Below are 20,867 nucleotides of genomic sequence, written 5' to 3'. Positions count from 1 at the left end.
CGATGGGCTATCGCGCCGGGCGTAGAGCCCTTCGATGCGAGGGAAGGGATTTGAACCCTTGGACCTCTACAGGAGCGGATCTTGAGTCCGCCGCCGTTTCCGGGCTTGGCTACCCTCGCACGCACTACCGGTTTGCAGGGGGTGCTATTTCGGTCCTGCGGTTTCCCGCTCGGCGATTCCGAGGTGACCGACGACCGGCCCGACCTCCCACGGAACCGTGAGGGCACGGCGCTGGTCGGCGGCCCGCGGAACGACGAGAATCACATCCGCTCACAGTCACAGTACCCGATGCTGCACGTCCACGACCGCATCTCCGAGTGGCTCCCCGAGAACACGGAACACCGCTTCGAGCGCCCCCAGCAGTTGGCGTGTTGGCACTGCCGGTGGCTCGTTCTTGAGGAGTGTCTCCCGACGGTGTGCGGTCCGGCCGTCGTCGAGGTGGTCCGCGGGGAGCGTCGTCGTTTCACCGTCGGCCACGACGACGAGGCGTACACGCCACTCCCACTGGAAGTGGAGTTTGCGGATGCAGCCTACCGCTTCGGTCACAGCCAAGCCCGTCTCCGATACCGCATCGTCGCCGAGGTGATCGTCGGACTGATCGACTCCGATCCGCGGTCGTTCCTGGCGGTCCAACCCGGCCGGACGCCGACGCTCCCCGCGCCGTGCGCGGGTGGGAGCGACGAACGTCTACGTCTTCGGCGCGGGCCTCCTCGCGTTGGCCTTCGACGGGGGGAGACGGGGTGTCGACCGGTTTCCCGGCCGGATGGGTGGGCTTATTACTATCCTGCCACAATTACTTTAGGAATGTTTGACGATACGAACCGACGCCGGTTTCTCCAACTCGCCGGAACGGGGACGGCGCTCTCGATGGCAGGTTGTAGCGCAATCTCCGAGCAGATGGGCGACGACGCGGAGGGCAGCGGCGACGATTCCGCCGAACCGGTGACGGTCACGCTCGGCGTCCAACCCGACGAGGAGTCCTTGCAGGAGCTCCAGTCCGATATCCAGTCACGGGTCGAGTCGGGGGAACTCAGCCGAACGGAGGCACAGGCCGAGTTCCGCGAGGGTCAGACCGAACTGACAGCCGACGCCGTCGAGACGTTTCAGAACCGGACCGGAAACGTCTCCGTCTCCGTCGACGACAGCGTCAATCAGTTCGGCGTGGTGCTCATCTCCGGCGCGCCATCGGCGCTGATCGAGACCCTCTCGTTCGACGAGGTGAGCGGCCTGTTCCCCGCCTCCGTCTTCGAGGAGGCACGGACACAGTCCGAGGGTGCGGCGGGTGGAACCGGAACCGAGACCGGGTAACCCGCCTCGGCTGGGCTAGCTATCGACCTCGCCAACGTCGGCGACGACGTTGGCCAGCGACTCGCCCCAGGTCAAAAGCGACTCGTCGGTGCCAAACGGCGAGACACACTGGAGACCCAGTGGGAGGTCACCGACCCGACCGCACGGGACGGTCAGCGCCGGGGTGCCGCCGTGAGTCCACGGCAGGTTCATCGTGGGGTCGCCGGTCGTGTCGATACCTTCCGGTGCGGGGCCGGGGGCGGCCGGCGAGAGCACCACGTCGACACCGGCCTCCCGGATCCGCTCGCCGATCCGGGCGCGAAACTCGCGGGCCGCCATCCGGGCGTCGGCGAGTTCGCCCGATCCCACCTCGCGACCCTGTTCGATGAGATCGGCCGTCGCCGCGGCGTAGCGGTCGCCGTATTCGGCGAACAACTCCGCATGCGTGAGCGACAGCTCGGCCGAAATCAGTCGGTCGTGGCGGTCGTTGACCGTCTCGATGTCGTCGAGCATCGGGACACGACGGACCTCGTACCCGGCGTCGGTGAGTGCGCCGACCCCTGCCTCGACACCCGCGCGGCCGGCGGCCGTCGCCTGTTCGGTGTATGCACCCTTGACGACACCGAGAATCGGCCGCTCGTCGGGGTCGACCGGGTCCCAGCCGTCACAGAGCACACCGGCCGCCCGGCGCGCGCCGGCCACGTCGCCGGTGAAGATGCCGACGTGGTCGACGGACGGCGAGAACGGAATCACGCCGTCGCGCGGGATACGGTCGTAGCTCGGTTTGAACCCGACGATACCGCAGAACGCCGCGGGGCGGATGACCGAGCCGACGGTCTGAGAGCCGAGCGCGAGGGGGAACTCGCCGGCTGCGACACCGGCGGCCGATCCGCTCGAGGAGCCACCCGGCGTATGAGCGAGGTCGTTCGGGTTCCGGGTCGGAGCCGGATCGAAGTAGGCGAACTCGGTCGTGTGGGCCTTGCCGAGGTGGAGCGCACCGGCGTCAAGCAATCGGTCGACGGCCGTCGACTGTGACCCGGTGATCGCCGCCAGCGGAACGGACGACCCGGCTCTCGTGGCGTAGCCGTCGACGTGAAAGATATCCTTGACCCCGACGGGAACCCCGAACAGCGCCGGGCGCTCGGACGGCTCGTCGTATCGAGCCGAGAGCGCCGCTGCCTCCCGCGTCAAGCGGTCTCGCCGCCCGGGTTCGGGGAGAACGGCCTCGATATCGTTGTCGACCGCATCGAGCCGATCACAGCAGTCGTTGGCCAGTGCCGTGGGATCCCGGTCGCCGGTCCGGAGCGACCGGACAAGGGGGTCGAGGGCGTCTGGACTGTGGAACATCGTACAGTCACCGGACAGCACAGGCTATATTCTTTCGGGGCCACTGTCTCACCCGCCTCGGTGTCGCCAACGTTTCAGCATCGCGATCGGATGCTCCGGGTAGGGTGCCCTTCGGTGACGACAGGGTCGCCGGCGTCGGCCGGTTCTCCGGGGAGCGTACCCGGACGAAGGTTCGACAGTTGGCAGGGGTCGTAATGCTCCAACCGGACGAGGCGGGGTCGAAGCCCCAGTCGCAGGCGGTGTTTCGGCGCGGGAAACGCGGCTCGGGGGTTGATGTCCCGGCGCTCCTTGATTTCGGGTGGGGACAGACGGTCCCCATGCTCGTACTGCCCCTCTCCCCGTTCGCCCTCCACGACGACGGCCGACCCCCCGCCGGCCGTCGTCGGTCGGAGCGCATCTCCCCCTGTGACGCCGGACACCGTCGAGTCGGGCCGTCGGTGCCGCGACAGCGCCACGACCGATCACTCCCGCGCCGTGAGCGACGCTCGCCGTCCCTTCGGAACGACCGATCGGAGTTCGTCGTGAACGTAGAGCCCGACGCCGATCGGTTCTCGTTCGCCCGCCATCTCGTGTGTGACGATCAGATAGCCCCAGTCACCGTCCCAGTCGGGGTCGAGGTCGTCACCGGCGAGGAATCGGGCCGCCTCGTCGGGGCCGAGGTCGATGACGTTATGCGTCGCCCGGCCGCCGAACCGCTGGACCGCGTTCGTCGTCGGTTTCCAGTGTTCTTGACGCGTCCGCAGGAACGTCATCCCGATCCCTTCGGCGTCCGTCGGCGAGGGCAGATCCGCCGCGAAAACCCAGATCTTCCCCGCGCCCTTCTCCCAGAAGGTGTAGTTCTCGAACGTCTCGGCGTCGACGCCGAAGCGGTCACCCCACCACTCGATCACCTCGGACCGGGTCGCCCGCCCCGCCACGTCGCGGTCGTCGCTCGTCGACGGCAGGCGGTCGAACACCTGCCCGTCGTTTGTGGGATCGCTCATCCCGTCACCTCCAGTTTCGCACAGAAGAACCCGCCCGTATCGTTGTGGTGTGGGTAGATCCGGAGCGCCCGCTCAACGCTCGGGTCGTACTCCGCTCCCTCCCACTCGGTGACACCGGCAACCCCCTCGAGTGGCACGTCGACATCGGCGAGCCGACAGGCCTCGGTGTCGAGAACGTGATCGAGAACCGCCTCGTTCTCCTCGGGGGCGAACGTACAGGTGGAGTAGACGACGACCCCACCGGGCCGGGTCGCCTGCACCGCCCGCCGGAGGATCCCCTTCTGGACCCCGGCGACGCTGTGGACGTGGTCCAACGACCACGTGTCGAAGGCGTCGGGGTTCTTCCGAATCGTCCCCTCACAGGAGCAGGGGGCATCGACGAGTGCGGCGTCGAAGGCGTCGACGCGTGCGTCGTCGTCCCCGTCGCTTCCGAACGGTTTCAGCGAGAAGTTCCGGGCGTCGCGGTTGGTGACGACGAGGTTCGTCACGCCGAGGCGCTCGGCGTTGTGCCGGAGTGCGGAGAGTCGGCCGAGGTTGTTGTCGTTGCCGACGAGAAGGCCGCGGTCGTCCATCAGCGCCGCGAGTTGCGTGGTCTTGCTTCCGGGAGCGGCACAGGTGTCCCACACCCGGTCACCGGGGTCCGGGTCAAGCACCGCGGCCGGCAGGTTCGATACCTCCTCTTGGCCGTGGATCCAGCCGTGGGCGTGGGGCCAGTTACGTCCCGGCGACGCCTCCGGGAGGCGGAGTACACCGGGGTGCCAGTCGGTCGGGATGTGGCTGATCCCCGCGTCGTCGAACGCCTCACGCACCCGGTCGACCGTTGTCTTGATCGTGTTGACACGGACGACCGAAGGGAGGGGCCGGTCGCAGGCGGCCCGGAACGCCTCGGGGTCGTCGACGAGCGATTCGTACCGCTCCAGCGGAGTCATCGACCGCATTTCGCGGGGGGCCGGTTAGTGGGTTTCGACCGCGCGGCGGCCGGAAGGCCGCCGCGCCCGCCCTCCGTCGCCTGCCCGGTCGCCGAACCCTTCAGAGCGGGTCGATACCGCCGCGCCGTCCGTCAAGAACCGCAAACCGGTCGTCGCGCCGGCGTTCGAGCCAGCAAAGCAGTCGCTCGGCCCACATGAGCTTCCGGCGCTTCGCCGGTGATACCGACGGATCATCGAAGTCCCAGCCGGGGAACCGAAGCGAGGCGGCCCCGAAGGCGTCGGCGAGAAAGGCCGCTCGGTCGCCGTCGGTGAACCCGCCGTAGTTGACGACCGGGCCACGGGGTTCAGCCTGCGTCGTCGGGAGGACGTGTTCGCCGGCGAGACGTGGCACCCACTCCTCGACCGCATCGCGGTTGTCGCCGTGGGCGTGGACCGCCACGGGGACGCCTTCGCGGGTCAACCCGCGGGCGGTGTCTGGGGTCTTGTCCAGATCCGTCACCATCAGGTCGACCCCCACGCCCGCCTGAGCGAGCGTCTCCGCCGCCGCGGAGGCGGCGACCACCACGTCCGCACCGGCGGCGACGCCGGTCTCATCGGCGAGCGACGGCCCGGCTCCGGCGATGGCGACGGTCGCCCCGTCGATCCGATCGAGGCGACGCTCGTCGAACGGGTCAACGTTGGCTGCCAGTCGGTCCCGCGCCCGTTCGTCGGCTTTGGGGTCGAACCCAAAGTCACCGAGGATCCGCTCGTAGACGGGACTCCACGCGGCGTAGTTCACGGTGCTCCACCGATAATGAGGCCACAGCAACCGGTACGACACGAAGTACCCCTACCCGCGTGCCGCCCCGGTTTCCACGCCCTTCTTTTCGAAGCGTCCGGCATAAGTTTTCTCTTACTCCACAACCCTCGCGACGGTCGCGAGAACGGTATCGAGCGATCCGGATCCGCCACGAGCCCCGTCGGCGACGGCGGCGATGGCCGTCGGAGTTCCGAAGAGGAGCCGTCTGTCATCGTCCGGCGCGCCGGCGACGGTCGCCCCCGTTCCGCTGGCGGCGGCTACGAGGCGGTCGCACTCGGCCGACGAGAGTCCCCCGAGTTCGAACACCTGTGTCGTTCCGTCCCCGGCCGTCCCGTCGTCGCCTATGCGGGCGAGGTGACGGGCCAACTCGCGGTCGGTCGTCACGTCGAGTTCCTCGACCGTCACGTCACCGTCGGTCGTCCGGAGACGGTCCCGGGCGAGGGCGTCGCCGACGAGGGCGGCGTCACGCGTCTCGGCCACGTCGTGGGTCCGGACCACGTGTGCTCCCCGCTCGACGGCTATCGCGGTGGCGGCGAGACTCGCAGGGAGCGCGTCCTCGGTCGAGCGGTCGGCGATGTCGCGGAGAAAGTTCTTGCGGTTGATCGAGATCAGGATTGGCCGGTCGAGGGCCCTGAACTCCCGGAGACGGTCGAAGGTCTCCCGGTCGTCATCGAGGGTCTTCTGCTCGCTCCACCCCCCGAACGCGGGGTCGACGATGGTCTTGTCGGTCAGCCCCTCCCGTTCCAAGGCGGCGTAGATGTCGTCGACGTCCTCGACGGCGCCGGGCCGTTCGAGGTCAGGGGGACTCGCCATCTTCGCGACCGCGACATCCCGTTCGGCACAGACCCGTGGCATCTCCGGATCGGCGAACCCACAGATGTCGTTGACCATGTCGAACCCGGCGTCGAGCGCCGCCGCCGCCACCTCGTGGTAGCGCGTCTCGATGGAAAAGACGGCGTCACCGGAGACGCTTTCCATCGCCGCCACCGCGGTGTCGAGACGGTCGAGTTCCGCATCGGCGGACAGCACCTCGAAGCGCTTGTTCGCGGATTCCAGCCCGATATCGACGATGTCGGCTCCCTCGTCGATCAGTTCCGCATCGACGTAGGCGGCCGCCTCGCCGGGGTCGTTGAAGACGCTCGGGTCGTACGGTGATTCCTCGCTGACGTTCAACACACCCATGATCCGGGGTGGATAGTCGTCGCCGATGCCGAGCCCCGCGGCGTCCACGTTCTGCATGCCGTTTTCTGGGGACGCGAGCATTATATGTAACCCGGTCGCCTCCGCAAAGACACGCCGCTTTTATTCGCGCACTCCCTACCGTTGGGACGATGCCAAAGGTCAGTATCGGGCTTCGCGGCTGGCGCTTCGAGGAACGCGAGGTGTTCACCCCTGACGGTGAATTCAAACCGTTAAACGGGATCCCGGAGGAGCCACGGGAACGGCTCGTCCGTCTCGCATACCTCGTCGAAAAGCCCTGCGACGCCTGTTATCTGGTCCACGGCGAGGAGCACGTCGAGCGGTGTACGCCCGCGGCCATCGTCTACGGCGAACCCAACGAGGAGGTCCTGTTGTGTGGGACCCACGAGGCCGACTTTCTCTACTGGTACCGCGAGGCCGGCGGCAAAAGCCACCGCGGCGAGCCAACCTTCCGTGACGCGTTCCACGAGTGGTTCGCCGGTGGGGGCCGGGCACCGGAGGACTACGGCGGCCTCGACCACGTCGAGACCGACCCCGAAGCCCTTCCCGACCCGCCGGACCCGGAGGAGATCCACCGCCGGCTGAACGAGGAGTTCGAGGGTCGAACGATCGACCTCCGCGAGGGCATGGCCGACGACGACGTCGACCTCAACCCCGACCTCGATCCCGACGACGTCGACCTCGAAACGGATTACCCGTCATGACGACAGAACGGCCGGCCGTGGTTGTCGTCGACGCCGAGACGCCGGGGAACGTCGGCACCATCGCCCGCGCGATGAAGAACTTCGGGCTGTCCGACCTGAAACTGGTGAACCCGCCCGAACTCGACCCCGGTGGGGAGGCGTACGGCTTCGCCGGCCACGCCCGCGAGGACGTTCTGCCAAACGCCGAGACGGTGACCTTCGACGACGTGGTCGAGACACATCACACCGTCGGCTGTACTGCTATCACCGGCGAGGACAGCCGCCGACACGTCCGTTTTCCGTTCAAGACACCCGCGGAACTCGCCGACGACCTGCGGACGGTCGACACACAGACGGCGTTGGTGTTCGGCCGCGAGGGGCGTGGGCTCGACAACGAGGAACTCGGTCGGTTGGACGAGGTGTGTTCGATTCCGGCCAGCGCCGACTACCCCGTTCTCAATCTCGGACAGGCCGCGACGGTCCTGCTGTATGAACTCCGGGAACTGACGACCGAGGAGACCCAACTCCCCGACGTGGAGCGGGAGCGAGCCAACGAGGCCGATATCGAGCGGTTCCACGGCTTCGTTGCCGACTTTCTCGATGCGAGCGGGTATAAGGACGTGAAACGCGAGAAGACGCGCCGACTCGTCCGCCGTCTCGTCGGGCGCGCTCACCCGACCGACCGGGAGATACACACCCTGTTAGGGGTGTTTCGACGGGCGACCGGCCAACTCGAACACCGCCAGACCCTGCTCGACGAGTACGACGAACCGGACCGGTGGTAGGGCGCCTCGACCTCAGACAACGCCGAGAACGAAGGCGAACAACACCGCTGCGGTCAAGACGAGTGCGACGTGTCCGGCGGCGCCGACGAGAGCGACGAAGCCGGCGACGAGGCGTTCACTGTTGCGTAGCGGTTCGCCGAACGCTTGCGCTTCGAACGAACGGATGCTCATTTGTTGCCACCTCGTTCGGAAAGTGTGGGCAGGGCGGGGTAGCCGTATCGCCGATTCCCGGAACCGTGGACTCGGCGAAACCGGTTCCCGGCGGTCCGGAACCGGGATCACCCTTTATCAACCATCACCAACGCTTCGAGCGCGAGAACGGTCTTCTCGCCGTCGTTCGCGGTCGTCTCGACCCCCCAGCGGACGACGCCGTACTCCTCCCGTTCCTCGTCGACGCCGTGGATCGTCGAGTGGACGGTGAGTTCGTCGCCGGGGACGACGGGTCTCGGCCAGCGGAGCCGGTCTAACCCCTTCGCGCCGAGCGTCGCCGTCTCCGAGAGAAAGCCGTCGACGAACAACCGCATCGACATCGAGGCGGTGTGCCAGCCGCTGGCGATCAGGTCGCCGTGGATGGAGTCGGCCGCCCGCTCGGGGTCGGTGTGGAACCACTGCGGGTCGTACCGCTCGGCGAACGCGACCATCTCGGCCTCCGTCGCCTCGTACGTCCCGTGCGACTCCTCGTCCCAACGATCGACCTCGTCGAGGTAGACCGGCATCGCATCCATTCTCGGGAGCCGAGGTGAAGTGGGTTCCGCCCGCCCTTACGCCCGTTTTCCGATCTCCTCGCGGAGCACGTCGCTGACGATTTCGCCGTCGGCCTTCCCGCGGAGTGCACCCATGCATTCGCCCATGAGCGCGGAGAACGCGCCCATCCCTTCGTTCTCGACCTGTTCGGCGTTGCGCTCGATCACGTCGGTGACGGCCTCGCGGACCTCGCTCTCGGAGACGCCGGAGAGCCCGGCCACCTCGACCGCCGTCTCGGCGGTGAGGGAGGGATCGTCGGCCAGCGTCGTCAACACCTCGTCGACGCCCTCCTTTGCGAGGTCACCGTCCTCGACCAGTCGGAGGGTGGCGAGCAGGTGGTCGTCCGTGAGGCGGTCGACCGCCACGCCGTCGCGGCTGAGTTCTGTGAGCGTCCCTTCGAGGACGCCGGCGGCGAAGGTCGCGTCGACGCCCGCCGCGACGCTTTCCTCGAACAGGGGCATGTGGCGACCGTACGCCACCTGCTCGGCGAGGCCGGCGTCGAGGCCGTGGTCGGACCGGTAGCGCTCGACCTTCTCGGTAAGGAGTTCGGGCGTCTCCACGTCGACGAGGTCGAGTTCGACCGGCGGCACGTCCGTCTCCGGGTACATCCGCGCCGCGCCGGGGAGGGGCCGCAGGTAACGGGTCGTCGCCTCCGGGGTCGCGTCCCGGGTCTCCTCGGGGACGCCCTCGGTGGCCGTCTGCGCCCGCTCGGCGACGGCGTCGATGGCCAGATCGGCCGTCTCGGTGTCGTCGGCGACGATAGCGACGGCGTCGTCCGGGCCGGCGTCGACCGCCGCGCGAAGCGCCTCGACCTCGCTTTCGGTAATGCCGTACGCGGGGAGTTCGTCGGTGTGAAAGATTCCACCCGCGCCGTGGCGCTTGGCGTGGTCCGAGAGTTCGGTCCCCAACCGGCGGTCGGGCTGGATCTCGCGGCCAACCAGCCCGTCGAAGTCGTAGAGTGGGACGGCCTCGACGGTCCCGCCGTCGCCGATCGCACCCCGGATCACGCCGCTGTCGGTGTTCTCGAAGACGGCGGTCACGTCGCGTGGCCCCCCGACCGACGCGTCCCGGTCGGCGAGCGTCTCGGCGATGTCTAAGAGTTCGACCTGCCGTTCGACCTCGAGGCGGACGATCTCGTCGATCTGATCGAGCGCTTGGACGCCCTTGATCTCGACGCGTGCACCCTCGGCGATGGAGACGTTCACGTCCTGACGAATGGTGCCGAGTCCACGTTTCACCATCCCTGTCGAGCGGAGCAACATACCGATGCGTTCGGCGGCCTCGTAGGCCTGTTCGGGCGAGCGGATGTCCGGCTTCGTCCCGATTTCGACCAGGGGGATGCCGAGGCGGTCGAGGCTGTAGCGGACGCCGTCCTCGGTCTCCTCGATGCGACCCGCGCTTTCCTCCTCTAAGAGGAGGTCTTCGACACCGACCGAACCGGCACTCGTCTCGATCGTGCCGTTCTGTCCGACCAGCGCCGTGCGCTGGAAGCCGGAGGTGTTCGAGCCGTCGACGACGATCTTCCGCATGACGTGGGCCTGATCGACCGCCGACATGTCGAGCAGAGCGGCGATCTGGAGCGCCACGTCGAGTGCCTCGTCGTCGATTCTGTGAGGTGGTTCGTCGTCCTCCTCGACGAGGCAGGTCGTGTCGTAGGCCAGATACTCGAACTCGCGGTCGACGCGGCTCTCCTCGACGGCCGCCTGATCGAGTTCGCCGAGTTCGCTCTTTGTCGGGTGGAGATACCGGAAGAACCGCCGGGTCGACGCCTCGGGGTCCCGACGCTCGGTCGGACACGCACAGAACAGCTTCGTCGCGGTGTCGAGTTGCTGGTGGATCTCCAGCCCTGCGACGAGTCCGAGCGCCTCGTAATCGTACTCGCTCATTATCTCTACCTCTACCCGGCGAGCCTAAAAGCGTTCAGTCTGCCGGACGACGGATCCCTGACCGCCGGGGCCCTTTCGGTTCGACCGTTGTCGACAACGGACGAATACGTCTTCGTCAGGCCGCGAAAGTACGCACACTGAGGAATCTTTATCCGTAAGCGAGCAAGTCTTATTTGATGGTTGAAAACATGGCTGACGACGTCGAACTCCGGCGGACGCAACTCGCGACACCTGCCAGTGATCCCGACTTCATGGAGAGTGCCTCGAACAGCGACGCGGACGAGGTCTTTCTCGATCTGGAAGACTCCGTCGCGCCGAGCGCCAAGGTCGAGGCCCGGGAGCCGCTGATCGAGGCGGCACGGGACCACGACTGGTCGGGCAAGATTCTATCCTATCGGATCAACGGGATCGACACGAAATGGTGGTACGATGATATTATCGAGGTCGTCGGCCACGTGGGCGAGTATATCGACGACATCATCGTCCCGAAGGTTGCGGGACCGAGCGACGTGCATACCGTGGAGAACCTGTTGACCCAGGTCGAGGAGAACAACGGACTGGAAATCGGGGGGATCGGTCTCGAACCCCAGATCGAGGACGGCGAGGGCATCCACAACGTCCACGACATCGCCCACGCTTCCGATCGACTCTCCTCGATCATCTTCGGTCCCGGTGATTATTCGGCGGCGATGGGGACGCCCGGACTGGACATCGGGCAGTTCCCCGACTACCGCGGCCACTACTGGCACCACGCCCTCTCGGAGTGTAACTCCGCCGCCAAAAGCGCCGACCTACCGTGTCTGGACGGCCCGTACGCCGACATCGACGACCCCGACGGATTCCGCACGTCCGCGGAGCGTGCGAACATGCTCGGCTGTGACGGCAAGTGGGCGATCCACCCGAGTCAGATCGAGATCGGCAACGACGTGTTCGCGCCCGACCCCGAGATCGCCGAACGCGCCGAACGCATCGTCGAGGCCTACGCCGAGGCGATGGAGGAGGGTAAAGGCGCCGTCTCCGTCGACGGCCAGATGGTCGACGAGGCGACCAACAAGATGGCACAGGACATCGTCGCCACGGCCCGCGCCGCCGGCATCCTGTAGGTCGGTCGGCTCACTTCCGTTCTTTTTTCCACCGCCGACGGATCAGCGTCCGCCGCGTCAGTCCAGCGGTTCGACGAGTTCGACGACGTGACCGTCCGGGTCCTCGATGAACGCCGTGCGGGCCCCGGCCGCCGGTTGGTCGCCGGGTTCCTCGACGACCCCATGGTGGTCGACATCGTCGAAGACGGCGTCCACGTCGTCGACGCCGATGGCGAGGTGGTCCCACGCCGTCCCCTTCTCGAACACGGTTTCGCCCTCGGTTTCCGAGAGTTGGAGTTCGACGCCGTCCTCGTCGGCGACATAACGATTCTCCGTCTCGCCGTCCGGCGTCTCGAAGGACCACGACTCCTCGAAGCCGAACTGCTCGTAAAACCCGATCGACTCGTCCGCGTCCGCGACGTTCAGGCAGACGTGTATGAGGTTCATTCCGTCCCGGACTCGGCCGCGCGGCGATAAAAAGATGCCTGAACGGGTTAGACCGCGAGGTAGTTTGCGACGGCCTCCTCGTCTTCGAGGTCGGTCGCACCGAGTTCCGTCTCGATACGGCCGTTGTCGATGACGTAACACCGCTCGGCGAGTTCGCGGATCACCCGGAGGTTCTGCTCGACAAAGAGCACTGTCACCCCGAGTTCCTCGCTCATCCGCCCGATATCCGCCGTGATCTGTTGGACGATTGAAGGCTGGATGCCCTCCGAGGGTTCGTCGAACAACAACAGGTCGGGGTTCCCTGCGAGTGCCCGTCCGATGGCGAGCATCTGTTGTTCGCCGCCGCTCACCGTCCCCGCCTTCTGTCCGCGGCGCTCGTCGAGGCGGGGGAAATATTCGTAGACGCGGTCGACGAGGTTCTCGGATTTGTGATCGCTGATAGACCGGCCCATCCGGACGTTCTGGTGGACGGTGAGATCCGGAAAAACGTCCCGTCCCTGGGGGATATACCCCATTCCGAGGCGGGCGCGGCGGTTGGCCGGGAGATCGGTCACATCCTCCCCTTGGTAGGTGACGGTCCCTTCCGTCGGGGAGAGAAGCCCGATAACCGTCTTCATCAGCGTGGTCTTGCCGACGCCGTTGCGGCCCATGATCCCGACGGTCTCGCCGGCCTCGATCGACAGGTCGATATTCCGGAGGATTGGAGTGCTGCCGTAGGAGACGTCGATCCCGTCGAGTGCGAGCACGGTGTCGGTCATCAGTGGCCCTCCCCGAGGTAGATCCGACGAACCTCCGGATCGTCCTCGATCTCGTCGATGGTTCCCTCGGCGAACACCTCGCCTTGATGCAGGACCGTCACCGACTGAGCGATCGAACGCACGAAGTCGATGTCGTGTTCGATGACCAGAAGCGTCACGCCCCGGTCGTTCAGCCGGTGAACGTACTCCGCCGTGCGCTCGGTTTCCTGAACCGACATACCCGCCGCAGGTTCATCGAGTAGGAGGAGGTCGGGATCGAGTGCCGCCGCCATCGCGATTTCGAGCCACTGCTGTTGACCGTGAGCCAGATCGTCTGCCCGAGTGCCGGCCTCGTCTAAGAGATCGAACGACTCCAACGTCTCGTCGATCTCCGCGTCGATGTCGCGGCGACTGACCTCGCGTTGGAGCGGAATATGGACGTTCTGCCGGACGCTCAGGTCGCCGTACACCGCGGGCACCTGAAATTTCATACTCAGTCCCTCGCGGGCGCGGTCGTGTTGTGAGAGGTCGGTGATATCCTCGCCGCGGTAGAACACCTGCCCTGCCGACGGCTCGAGTTGGCCGACTATGAGCTTCAACAGGGTGCTCTTACCCGCGCCGTTCGGTCCGATCAGACACCGGATATCGCCGCTCTCGATCCGCAGGTCAACGTCGTCGACGGCCATGAGGCCGCCGAACTGTTTTGTCAGCCCCTCGGTTCGGAGCAGGGCCGCCCCCGCAACGTCCGTCGTTGTCTCGCTCGCAGTCACGACGAGTCACCTCCACCCGGAAGCCGATTCAACAGCCACGGGAGCCGTGCGTGAATCTGTGGGACAAACCCCTCGGGGAGGCCGAGGATGACGATCAGCAACAACGCCCCGAGGATGATCTGTGAAAACTGCCCGCCGAACACCGACAGTTTCTGTGAGATGAAGGTGACGACGAACGTCCCGATGATGGCACCGCTGAGCCACTTGCGGCCGCCGGTCGCGACCCAAATGATGGGAAGCGCGGCGAAGGTCAGCCCGAACACGCTGGGATCGATGTAGTTTCCCCAGGAGGCGTAGACGATGCCGCCGAAGCCGGCCAGAGCCCCCCCAAGCGTGAACGTACCCAACTTGACCCGTCGGGTGTCGTAGCCGAACAGTTCCGTTCGCTCCTCGTTTTCGCGGATCCCGACCATCACGTATCCGAGGTCGCTGTTGACCAGAACGCGGAGACCGAGATACGTCACCAGCAACGTCCCGACGACAAAGTAGTAGAACGGCACGTCGGCGACCCTGATGGCGGTGTCCCCGATGCCGAGCGCGAGGCTGGGAATCTCGGTCATACCGTTGAATCCGCCGAGTCGGGCCGTTCCGACGGCCCACTGCTCTCCGGCGGTCTGGCCCATGAACGTGTTCAACACGAGGGTAACGGCCAGCGTGATGATGGCGACGTATACGTCGCTCACACCCCCGTAGAACATGAAGTAGCCGATGACAAAGGCGAATCCGGCGGCGACGAGAACGCCAACGGTCAGGCCCGCGACGGTGCCGAGCGGGCCGGTGATGTTGATGCTGACAACACCGAAGGTGTACCCCGCGACACCGTAAAAGGCGACCTGACCGAAACTGAAGATGCCGGCGTACCCCCAGACGAGACACAGGCTCAGCCCGAGGAACGCGGACGCGAGCAGAAAGGCAGTGTTGTTGACGTAGTACGTCGACCGGAGCATCGGGTACACGAACAGGAAGCCGACGAGGGCGACAAAGGCGGCCCAGAAGGCGCGGCTGTTTCCGAGCGTGTTCGGTCCTTCGAGCGCGTCTCGGACGCGTGTGAGCGGGCCGTCCGGCGCGTCGGCCGTCGACCGCTCGACGCCTGTGGTGGTTTCGCTCGCCATCTCAGGCCTCCTCTTCTCGAATCTGGTTCAGGAGTCCGGTAATCCCTTGGGGAAGAATCCGGATAATGAGGATTGTCGTCACGAGCAGCGCCATCCGCCCCGCGAACGTTCCGAAAAGGTTCGAAAAGAGGGCGTTGATCGCGCCGAGCAACACGCCGGCGCCGGTCGTTCCGACCAGCACCGACGCTCCCCCGACGACAACGGTGACAAACGCCTCGACAAGAAACGTCGACCCCATGCCGGGGACGATGGTCATCGTTGGCGCGTACAACGCGCCTGTCAGTCCGGCCAGCGCCGAGCCAATACCGAACGTCAGCAGGTACATCCGATTGGTGTCGACGCCGAGTGCGCGGCTCATCTCCTCGTCCTGAATCGTTGCGCGGGCGCGCGTCCCGAACTCGGTGGCCGTAAACATCCAGTAGAGCGCCCCAAGCAGCGCGAGGCTAGCCCCCGCGAGCAACAGTCGATAGGTGGAGTACGAGAACGTGCCGTACTGGATGTTTCCCAGCGGGGTCCCGATGCTGTCGAGCGACGACCCGAAGACGACCCGTAACCCTTGGATCATAATGAGGCTAATACCCCAGGTTGCGACCATCGAATCGAGCAGGCGACCGTACAGCCGTCGGACGACGGTGAACTCCAGAATGAGGCCGAACACCGTGGTGGTGGCGACGCCGACGACCATCGCCGCCACCAGCGGTAGGCCGGCGTGGTAACTGAGCGCCGTGCCGTACGCTCCGACGGTGATAAACTCCCCGTGAGCCAGGTTGATGACACCCATCATCCCGAAAATAATGGCCAGTCCGACAGCCGATAGAATCAGAAAGCCGAAACTGTCGAGAAACTGGAGGAGGAGGTTGAGTACCTGCGGGAGTAACGCCGTCATCGCTCCCGGTTAGACTCCCTCGGGTTCGTACTGGGTCATCTCCTCGTCCTCGCTCGCGCCGGTGGTCTCGGTGAGGTCACAGCCGGGGTACGGCGTCTCGCGGAGCCAGTACGGCTCGACGGCCTGCTGGTTCTGGAAGGAGATTTCGTGGTTCTCGTCGGCCCGGGCCAGTCGAATCTGGTGGGTGACGTGGTGGGTCTCGGGGTCGGTCGTCACCGTGCCTTCGGGCGCTTCGACCGTGATCGGCTCCTCGTCGAGCGTCGCCAGTATTTCGTCCTGGTCGGTGGTGCCCACCCGCTCAACGGCCTGCTTGTACAGGTACGTCGTGAAGTACGAGTTCTGGGCCATCTGACCGACGTAGTCCGCGTCGGGCCACCGCTCGTAGTAACCGTCGACGAACGTCTGGTTTTGATCGGTCGGAATCTCCTGCATATAGTTGACGCCAACGTACATGTCCGTGAGCGCCGGCGGGTCGAACCGCAGGTGTTCGTACCCCTGTGCCATGTTAACGGTCGTCGACATGGGCACGTCGAGGCCGGCGGCGTTCTTCTGATCGTAGAACGACGCGTGGTTCGAACCCACCAGCAGTGTCACAAGCAGGTCGGGGTCGGCTTCCTGAATCCGGTTGATCGTCGAGCCGAACTGGGAGACATCCAACGGGATGAACTCCTCTTCCATGATGTTCGCCCCGACCTCGTCGGCGATCTTCCGGTACCAAGCGGCGGTGATCTGACCGAAGTTGTAGTCGGCCGCGATGGTGTAGATGTCGTTCCCGAACTCGTTGGTCAGAAATTCGAGCGTGGTCGAAATCTGTTGTTCCGGCACAGCACCGGTACACCATGTGTACGTGTCACAGACGCCGCCCTCGTACTGGTTCGTATAGAAGTATAGCTGCTGGTTCTCGTCGACGATGGGCCGGATGGCCTCGCGGGAACTGCTTGCAAAGCCGCCGAACAGGACGTCGACGTCGACCCCGACGATCAACGGGCGGTCGTCCAACCCGGCGTCGTCCAGGACCACCTCGACAACCACCTCGAACGACACGGCCTCAAGTTCGCCCCCGACCCCGCGTCGTCGAACCGGTCGACCATCGTCGGCGGCATCGGCAACAACTCGACGGGCGCTCACTCGGTCCGCTACGGCATCACGGACGCCTACACCGAGGAACTCGACGTGGTGCTCGCCGACGGGTCGTTGATCCACACCGAGCCCATCGTACTCGACAGCGACCGGTGGGAAAAGAAAATCGCAGGGGACGGTCTCGAAGCGCGGATCTACGAGACCGTCCGCCGACTGGTCGAGGAACACGAGGGGGAGATCGACGACAAGTATCCCGATCTCAAGCGATCCGTCTCCGGGTACAACCTCCAGAAGGTCATCTACGAGAACGACGAGGGTGAGGAGGTCATCAACCTCTCGAAACTGTTCGTCGGTGCGGAGGGAACCCTCGGCGTTATCGTCGAGGCCGAAATCTCGCTGGTCACCCTCCCCGAGGAGACGACGCTCGTGCTCTACTGTTTCGACGACCTCGTCGAGACGATGCAAGCGGTTCCCGAGGCACTCGACTTCGACGTCAGCGCCGTGGAGTTGATGGACGACGAGGTGTTCGCGCTCGCGGCCGATTCGACGGAGTACGCCCAGTACGTCGAGATGATCCCCGACGGCACGAAGGCCGCGCTCATGCTGGAGTACGACTCCGAACTCGTCGACGAGTTTGAGGAGGCCATCGCCGAGACGAACGACTACTTCGTCGACAACGGCGACGCCTTTCACGCCATCGAGGCCTACACCGAGGAGGACCAAGCCGACATCTGGAAGCTCCGGAAGGCGGCGATTCCGCTCCTGATGGGAATGGAGGGCGACCCCAAGCCGTACCCGTTCATCGAGGACGCAACGGTTCCCCCCGAAGAACTCTCAGAGTACGTCTTCGAGTTCGAGGAGGTTCTCGAGAACCACGGCACCTCCGCGGCCTACTTCGCTCACGCCGGGAGCGGGACGCTCCACATCCGCCCGATCCTCAACCTCAAGGAGGACGGGGGCATCCAGACGATGCACTCGATCACCGAGGACGTGACCGACCTCGTTCTCGACCACCACGGGGCGTTCTCGGGCGAACACGGCGACGGGATGGCGCGCACGGAGTTCAACCCCAAGATGTACGGGGAGGATCTCTGGAACGCGTTCAAGGAGCTGAAAACGACCTTCGACCCCGAGTGGCAGATGCACCCGGGCAACGTCGTCTACCGTGACGGCCCCGACGATATCGGACCCGACTCCGAACGGGGTGTCGGTGCGGACATGCGCGAGAACCTCCGCTACGGTGCCGACTACCAATCGGTCGAACCCCAGACCGCACTCGACTTCGACGACGAGGGCGGCTTTGCCCACCTCGTCGAACTGTGTAACGGCTGTGGCACCTGCCGCCAGACCGACTCAGAAGTGATGTGCCCGACCTACCGCGCGAGCCAGGAGGAGATTCAAACGACGCGTGGCCGGGCGAACATGCTTCGGGCGGCGATCAGCGGCGAACTCGACGAGGACGAAATCTACTCCGACCGCTTCCAGGAGGAGGTGATGGACCTGTGTATCGGCTGTAAGGGCTGTAAGAGCGACTGCCCGACCGGCGTCGACATGGCGAAGCTCAAAACCGAGGTCAAACACCAGTATCATCAGGAGGAGGGTGTGAGCCTCCGCGAACGTGTCTTCGCCAACATCGACACGCTGTCGAAACTCGGCTCGATGTTCGCCCCGGTCTCGAACATCGCCCCCAAGATTCCGGGCGCGCGGACGGTGATGGAGGAAGCGATCGGTATCTCCAGCGAGCGCGAACTCCCCACCTTCGCGAGCGAGAGCCTCGAAGACTGGTTCGAGGCCCGCGGCCGGTGTCAGGTGCCACCGAGCGAGGCACGCGACCAGGTGTTGTTGTTCCCCGACACCTACACCAACTACATCTACCCCGACGCGGGGAAGGCGGCGGTTCGTGTTCTCGAGGCGGCCGACGTGTTCGTCCGCATCCCGGACGGCGTGGCTCCCTCGGGACGCGCAGCCTTCTCGTCGGGCATGCTCGATCTCTGCCGGGACCGCGCCGAGACGAACGTCTCCGTGCTTCGTGACGCGGTCGACGACGGCTGGTCGGTCGTGTTCATCGAACCGTCCGACGCCGTTATGTTCCAGGACGAGTACCGCGACCTGCTCTCCGGGTCGGCCGTCGAGACGGTCGCCGACGCGGCCTACGGGATCATGGAGTATGCCGACGTGACGGACATGACCGACGCCGTCGAGTTCGGCCAGCCCACGCGGTCGCTCTCCTACCACGGCCACTGCAACCAGAAGGCGACGAACAAGGACCACCACGCCCTCGGCGTGCTTCAAAAAGCGGGCTACGAGGTCGACCCGCTTGACACGACCTGCTGTGGAATGGCCGGCTCCTTCGGCTACCACGAGGAACATTACGACATCTCGCAGGCTATCGGCAGTCTCCTGTTCGAGGAGGTCGATGAGAGCCCGGGTGACGAGGTGACCGCCCCCGGCGCGTCCTGTCGCTCGCAACTCGGCGACGAATACGACGACCACCCGCCCCACCCGGTCGAGAAACTCGCGGACGCGCTCGACTAGTCGGGGAGAGAGCGGTCACCCCTGCTCCAGCTCCGGGTTTACTCCCGGTTTCACCACCTATATTTCGGTCGCCGCCGACCTGTGGTTGATGTCAGGTTCGGAGTTTACGATTGCGATCGATGGCACCGAGGTGACCGCAACGTGGACCGACGAAAGCCCGCGGACACGTCGAGCGCTCGCCGATGCCCTGCCGTTTTCGCGGGAAGCGACGCGTTGGGGTGACGAACTCTACTTTCGAATCCCCGTCGACGTGGACGCTGAGGACCCACGGACGACTGTCGACCCGGGGACGGTCGCCTACTGGCCGCGGAGCTTGGCGCTGTGTGTGTTCTGGGGGCCAACGCCGGCAAGCACGGGGCCGGAGCCGAAGGCGGCGTCGCCGGTGAACGTCGTGGGGAGGATCCCCGATCTGTCGCCGTTGGCGGCGCTTCCGGATGGCGCCGGCGCGACGGTGGAGCTCTCGGAGTGAGCTACAGGTAGCCGTTCTCGACGAGCAGTTCGCCGTTCAGCAGACTCGCACCGGCCGCACCGCGGATGGTGTTGTGGGCGAGACAGTCGAACTGGACCCCGTTTGTTGTCGACTGGACCCCACCGACACAGATCTGCATCCCTTGTCCGCGCGTCCGGTCTAGCCGGGGTTGGGGGCGTTCGGGGTCGTCGAAAACGTGGATGAGTTGGTTGGGGGCGCTCGGCAGATCGATGCCGGGAAACTCACGCATCGCGTCGGCCACCTCGCCGGCCTCGGGGCCGTCGGCGAGGTCGACGAAGACGTTCTCAAGATGGCCGTCGAGGGTCGGAATCCGGTTGCACGAGGCGGCGACGTCGACATCGTGCCATGTGAGTTCGGCGCCGTCGAAGTCGCCGAGGAGTTTCCGTGACTCGGTTTCCATCTTGTCTTCCTCGCCGCCGATGTTCGGGAGGGCGTTGTCGATGATCTCCATGGAGGTGACCCCGGAGTAGCCGGCGCCGGAGACGGCCTGGAGGGTGGTGACGTTGACGTGGTCGAGACCGAACCCGTCCACCGCCGCCAGCGGCGGGATCATGGTGATCGTCGAACAGTTCGGGTTCTTCACCAGCGCGCCGTCCCAGCCGCGTTCGTCGCGTTGGACCTCGATCAGGTCGAGGTGGTCGGGGTTGATCTCCGGGACGGTCAGGGGCACATCCTCGGCGAGGCGGTCGTTCGACGAGTTCGACGAGATGACGTAGCCCTCGCGGGCGAAATCCTCCTCGACGTCGACGGCGACACTCGAGGGGAGCGACGAAAAGAGGAGGTCGACATCGTCGGGGACGGCGTCCGGTTCGGTCGAGCGGACGGTCATCTCCGCCACGTCGACGGGGATGGGCGAGTCAACCCGCCACTTCGCCGCCTCGCGGTACGGCTTGCCCGCGCTCTCCTCGCTCGCGGTGAGCGCCGCGAGTTCGAAGGTCGGGTGTCCGTCGAGAAGTTGGATGAAGCGCTGTCCGACCGCACCGGTCGCACCGAGAATGCCGACTCGTACTGACACTGACATTGGAGTTTCGTGCGGGGCACTCGCATAAGGCCGTTTGGATTCGCGGTGACCCGGTGTGCCGACC

At 65.7% G+C, this 20,867-nt stretch carries 21 protein-coding genes, 1 tRNA gene and 1 pseudogene; 6 read left to right on the top strand and 17 right to left on the bottom strand.

Annotated features, from left to right (window positions below; genetic code table 11):
- Nucleotides 1-35 precede the first annotated feature (35 nt).
- A tRNA-Leu gene (locus tag Q0925_RS06775) sits at nucleotides 36-119 on the bottom strand.
- A 64-nt stretch (nucleotides 120-183) separates the two neighbouring features.
- Between Q0925_RS06775 and Q0925_RS06770 the strand changes: the two genes are divergently transcribed.
- Nucleotides 184-1,308, top strand: coding sequence for a hypothetical protein (locus tag Q0925_RS06770; RefSeq protein ID WP_299333186.1), 1,125 nt, complete (start codon nucleotides 184-186; stop codon nucleotides 1,306-1,308).
- Between the two features lie 15 nt (nucleotides 1,309-1,323).
- Here Q0925_RS06770 and Q0925_RS06765 read toward each other — a convergent pair whose 3' ends face one another.
- The 6 genes from Q0925_RS06765 to folP all read right to left on the bottom strand — a co-directional run bounded on the left by Q0925_RS06765 (nucleotide 1,324) and on the right by folP (nucleotide 6,584).
- Nucleotides 1,324-2,634 (bottom strand): amidase, encoded by a 1,311-nt coding sequence (locus Q0925_RS06765; RefSeq protein WP_299333184.1) that lies wholly within the window; start codon nucleotides 2,632-2,634, stop codon nucleotides 1,324-1,326.
- Nucleotides 2,635-2,708: 74 nt separating this feature from the next.
- A complete protein-coding gene (locus Q0925_RS06760) occupies nucleotides 2,709-3,053 on the bottom strand; it encodes a hypothetical protein (protein ID WP_299333183.1) in 345 nt (114 codons plus the stop codon).
- Nucleotides 3,054-3,095: 42 nt separating this feature from the next.
- Complete coding sequence (locus Q0925_RS06755; protein ID WP_299333181.1) at nucleotides 3,096-3,617, bottom strand: DUF7122 family protein; 522 nt, start codon at nucleotides 3,615-3,617, stop codon at nucleotides 3,096-3,098.
- Complete coding sequence (locus Q0925_RS06750) at nucleotides 3,614-4,546, bottom strand: RsmB/NOP family class I SAM-dependent RNA methyltransferase (protein ID WP_299333180.1); 933 nt, start codon at nucleotides 4,544-4,546, stop codon at nucleotides 3,614-3,616. Before Q0925_RS06750 ends, Q0925_RS06755 begins: the two co-directional genes overlap by 4 nt.
- 100 nt (nucleotides 4,547-4,646) lie before the next feature.
- Nucleotides 4,647-5,324, bottom strand: a complete 678-nt coding sequence (locus Q0925_RS06745) for a 6-hydroxymethylpterin diphosphokinase MptE-like protein (protein ID WP_299333179.1) — start codon at nucleotides 5,322-5,324, stop codon at nucleotides 4,647-4,649.
- 114 nt (nucleotides 5,325-5,438) lie between these two features.
- The gene (gene folP / locus Q0925_RS06740; protein WP_299333230.1) at nucleotides 5,439-6,584 is read right to left on the bottom strand and encodes a dihydropteroate synthase; all 1,146 of its coding nucleotides are present in this window, start codon (nucleotides 6,582-6,584) and stop codon (nucleotides 5,439-5,441) included.
- A 92-nt stretch (nucleotides 6,585-6,676) separates the two neighbouring features.
- On the opposite strand from folP, the gene Q0925_RS06735 reads away from it, so the two are divergent.
- Nucleotides 6,677-7,249 (top strand): hypothetical protein, encoded by a 573-nt coding sequence (locus Q0925_RS06735; protein WP_299333178.1) that lies wholly within the window; start codon nucleotides 6,677-6,679, stop codon nucleotides 7,247-7,249.
- Nucleotides 7,246-8,013 (top strand): RNA methyltransferase, encoded by a 768-nt coding sequence (locus Q0925_RS06730; protein WP_299333176.1) that lies wholly within the window; start codon nucleotides 7,246-7,248, stop codon nucleotides 8,011-8,013. Before Q0925_RS06735 ends, Q0925_RS06730 begins: the two co-directional genes overlap by 4 nt.
- Before the next feature lie 12 nt (nucleotides 8,014-8,025).
- On the opposite strand, the gene Q0925_RS06725 is transcribed toward Q0925_RS06730, so the two are convergent.
- From Q0925_RS06725 to gatE, 3 genes are all read right to left on the bottom strand, one after another.
- On the bottom strand, nucleotides 8,026-8,184 hold the full coding sequence (locus Q0925_RS06725; protein WP_299333174.1) for a hypothetical protein: 159 nt from the start codon (nucleotides 8,182-8,184) through the stop codon (nucleotides 8,026-8,028).
- A 107-nt stretch (nucleotides 8,185-8,291) separates the two neighbouring features.
- Nucleotides 8,292-8,729, bottom strand: coding sequence for a MaoC/PaaZ C-terminal domain-containing protein (locus Q0925_RS06720; RefSeq protein WP_299333171.1), 438 nt, complete (start codon nucleotides 8,727-8,729; stop codon nucleotides 8,292-8,294).
- 45 nt (nucleotides 8,730-8,774) lie between these two features.
- The gene (gene gatE, locus Q0925_RS06715; RefSeq protein ID WP_299333169.1) at nucleotides 8,775-10,643 is read right to left on the bottom strand and encodes a Glu-tRNA(Gln) amidotransferase subunit GatE; all 1,869 of its coding nucleotides are present in this window, start codon (nucleotides 10,641-10,643) and stop codon (nucleotides 8,775-8,777) included.
- A 176-nt stretch (nucleotides 10,644-10,819) separates the two neighbouring features.
- Between gatE and Q0925_RS06710 the strand changes: the two genes are divergently transcribed.
- Complete coding sequence (locus Q0925_RS06710; protein WP_299333166.1) at nucleotides 10,820-11,746, top strand: HpcH/HpaI aldolase/citrate lyase family protein; 927 nt, start codon at nucleotides 10,820-10,822, stop codon at nucleotides 11,744-11,746.
- 57 nt (nucleotides 11,747-11,803) lie between these two features.
- Here Q0925_RS06710 and Q0925_RS06705 read toward each other — a convergent pair whose 3' ends face one another.
- From Q0925_RS06705 to Q0925_RS06680, 6 genes are read right to left on the bottom strand one after another with little or no spacing between them, the layout of a single operon-like run.
- On the bottom strand, nucleotides 11,804-12,172 hold the full coding sequence (locus tag Q0925_RS06705; protein ID WP_299333163.1) for a VOC family protein: 369 nt from the start codon (nucleotides 12,170-12,172) through the stop codon (nucleotides 11,804-11,806).
- 47 nt (nucleotides 12,173-12,219) lie between these two features.
- Nucleotides 12,220-12,918, bottom strand: a complete 699-nt coding sequence (locus Q0925_RS06700) for an ABC transporter ATP-binding protein (protein WP_414652099.1) — start codon at nucleotides 12,916-12,918, stop codon at nucleotides 12,220-12,222.
- An 11-nt stretch (nucleotides 12,919-12,929) separates the two neighbouring features.
- On the bottom strand, nucleotides 12,930-13,679 hold the full coding sequence (locus Q0925_RS06695) for an ABC transporter ATP-binding protein (protein ID WP_299333159.1): 750 nt from the start codon (nucleotides 13,677-13,679) through the stop codon (nucleotides 12,930-12,932).
- The gene (locus Q0925_RS06690; RefSeq protein ID WP_299333157.1) at nucleotides 13,676-14,791 is read right to left on the bottom strand and encodes an ABC transporter permease subunit; all 1,116 of its coding nucleotides are present in this window, start codon (nucleotides 14,789-14,791) and stop codon (nucleotides 13,676-13,678) included. Before Q0925_RS06690 ends, Q0925_RS06695 begins: the two co-directional genes overlap by 4 nt.
- Before the next feature lies 1 nt (nucleotide 14,792).
- A complete protein-coding gene (urtB, locus tag Q0925_RS06685) occupies nucleotides 14,793-15,677 on the bottom strand; it encodes an urea ABC transporter, permease protein UrtB (RefSeq protein WP_299333155.1) in 885 nt (294 codons plus the stop codon).
- A gap of 9 nt (nucleotides 15,678-15,686) precedes the next feature.
- The gene (locus Q0925_RS06680) at nucleotides 15,687-16,697 is read right to left on the bottom strand and encodes an ABC transporter substrate-binding protein (protein WP_299333228.1); all 1,011 of its coding nucleotides are present in this window, start codon (nucleotides 16,695-16,697) and stop codon (nucleotides 15,687-15,689) included.
- Between Q0925_RS06680 and Q0925_RS06675 the strand changes: the two are divergent.
- A pseudogene (locus Q0925_RS06675) lies at nucleotides 16,638-19,292 on the top strand (FAD-binding and (Fe-S)-binding domain-containing protein); the annotation flags it as partial. The gene Q0925_RS06680 and the pseudogene Q0925_RS06675 overlap by 60 nt on opposite strands.
- A gap of 88 nt (nucleotides 19,293-19,380) precedes the next feature.
- A complete protein-coding gene (locus tag Q0925_RS06670) occupies nucleotides 19,381-19,761 on the top strand; it encodes a cyclophilin-like fold protein (protein WP_299333153.1) in 381 nt (126 codons plus the stop codon).
- A 1-nt stretch (nucleotide 19,762) separates the two neighbouring features.
- On the opposite strand, the gene asd is transcribed toward Q0925_RS06670, so the two are convergent.
- Nucleotides 19,763-20,797 (bottom strand): aspartate-semialdehyde dehydrogenase, encoded by a 1,035-nt coding sequence (gene asd / locus Q0925_RS06665; RefSeq protein ID WP_299333226.1) that lies wholly within the window; start codon nucleotides 20,795-20,797, stop codon nucleotides 19,763-19,765.
- Between the last annotated feature and the right edge of the window lie 70 nt (nucleotides 20,798-20,867).

It is taken from the genome of Haloplanus sp., from assembly GCF_028275055.1.
Taxonomy (GTDB): Archaea; Halobacteriota; Halobacteria; order Halobacteriales; family Haloferacaceae; genus Haloplanus.
This window is presented reverse-complemented; position numbering and strand designations above follow the sequence as displayed.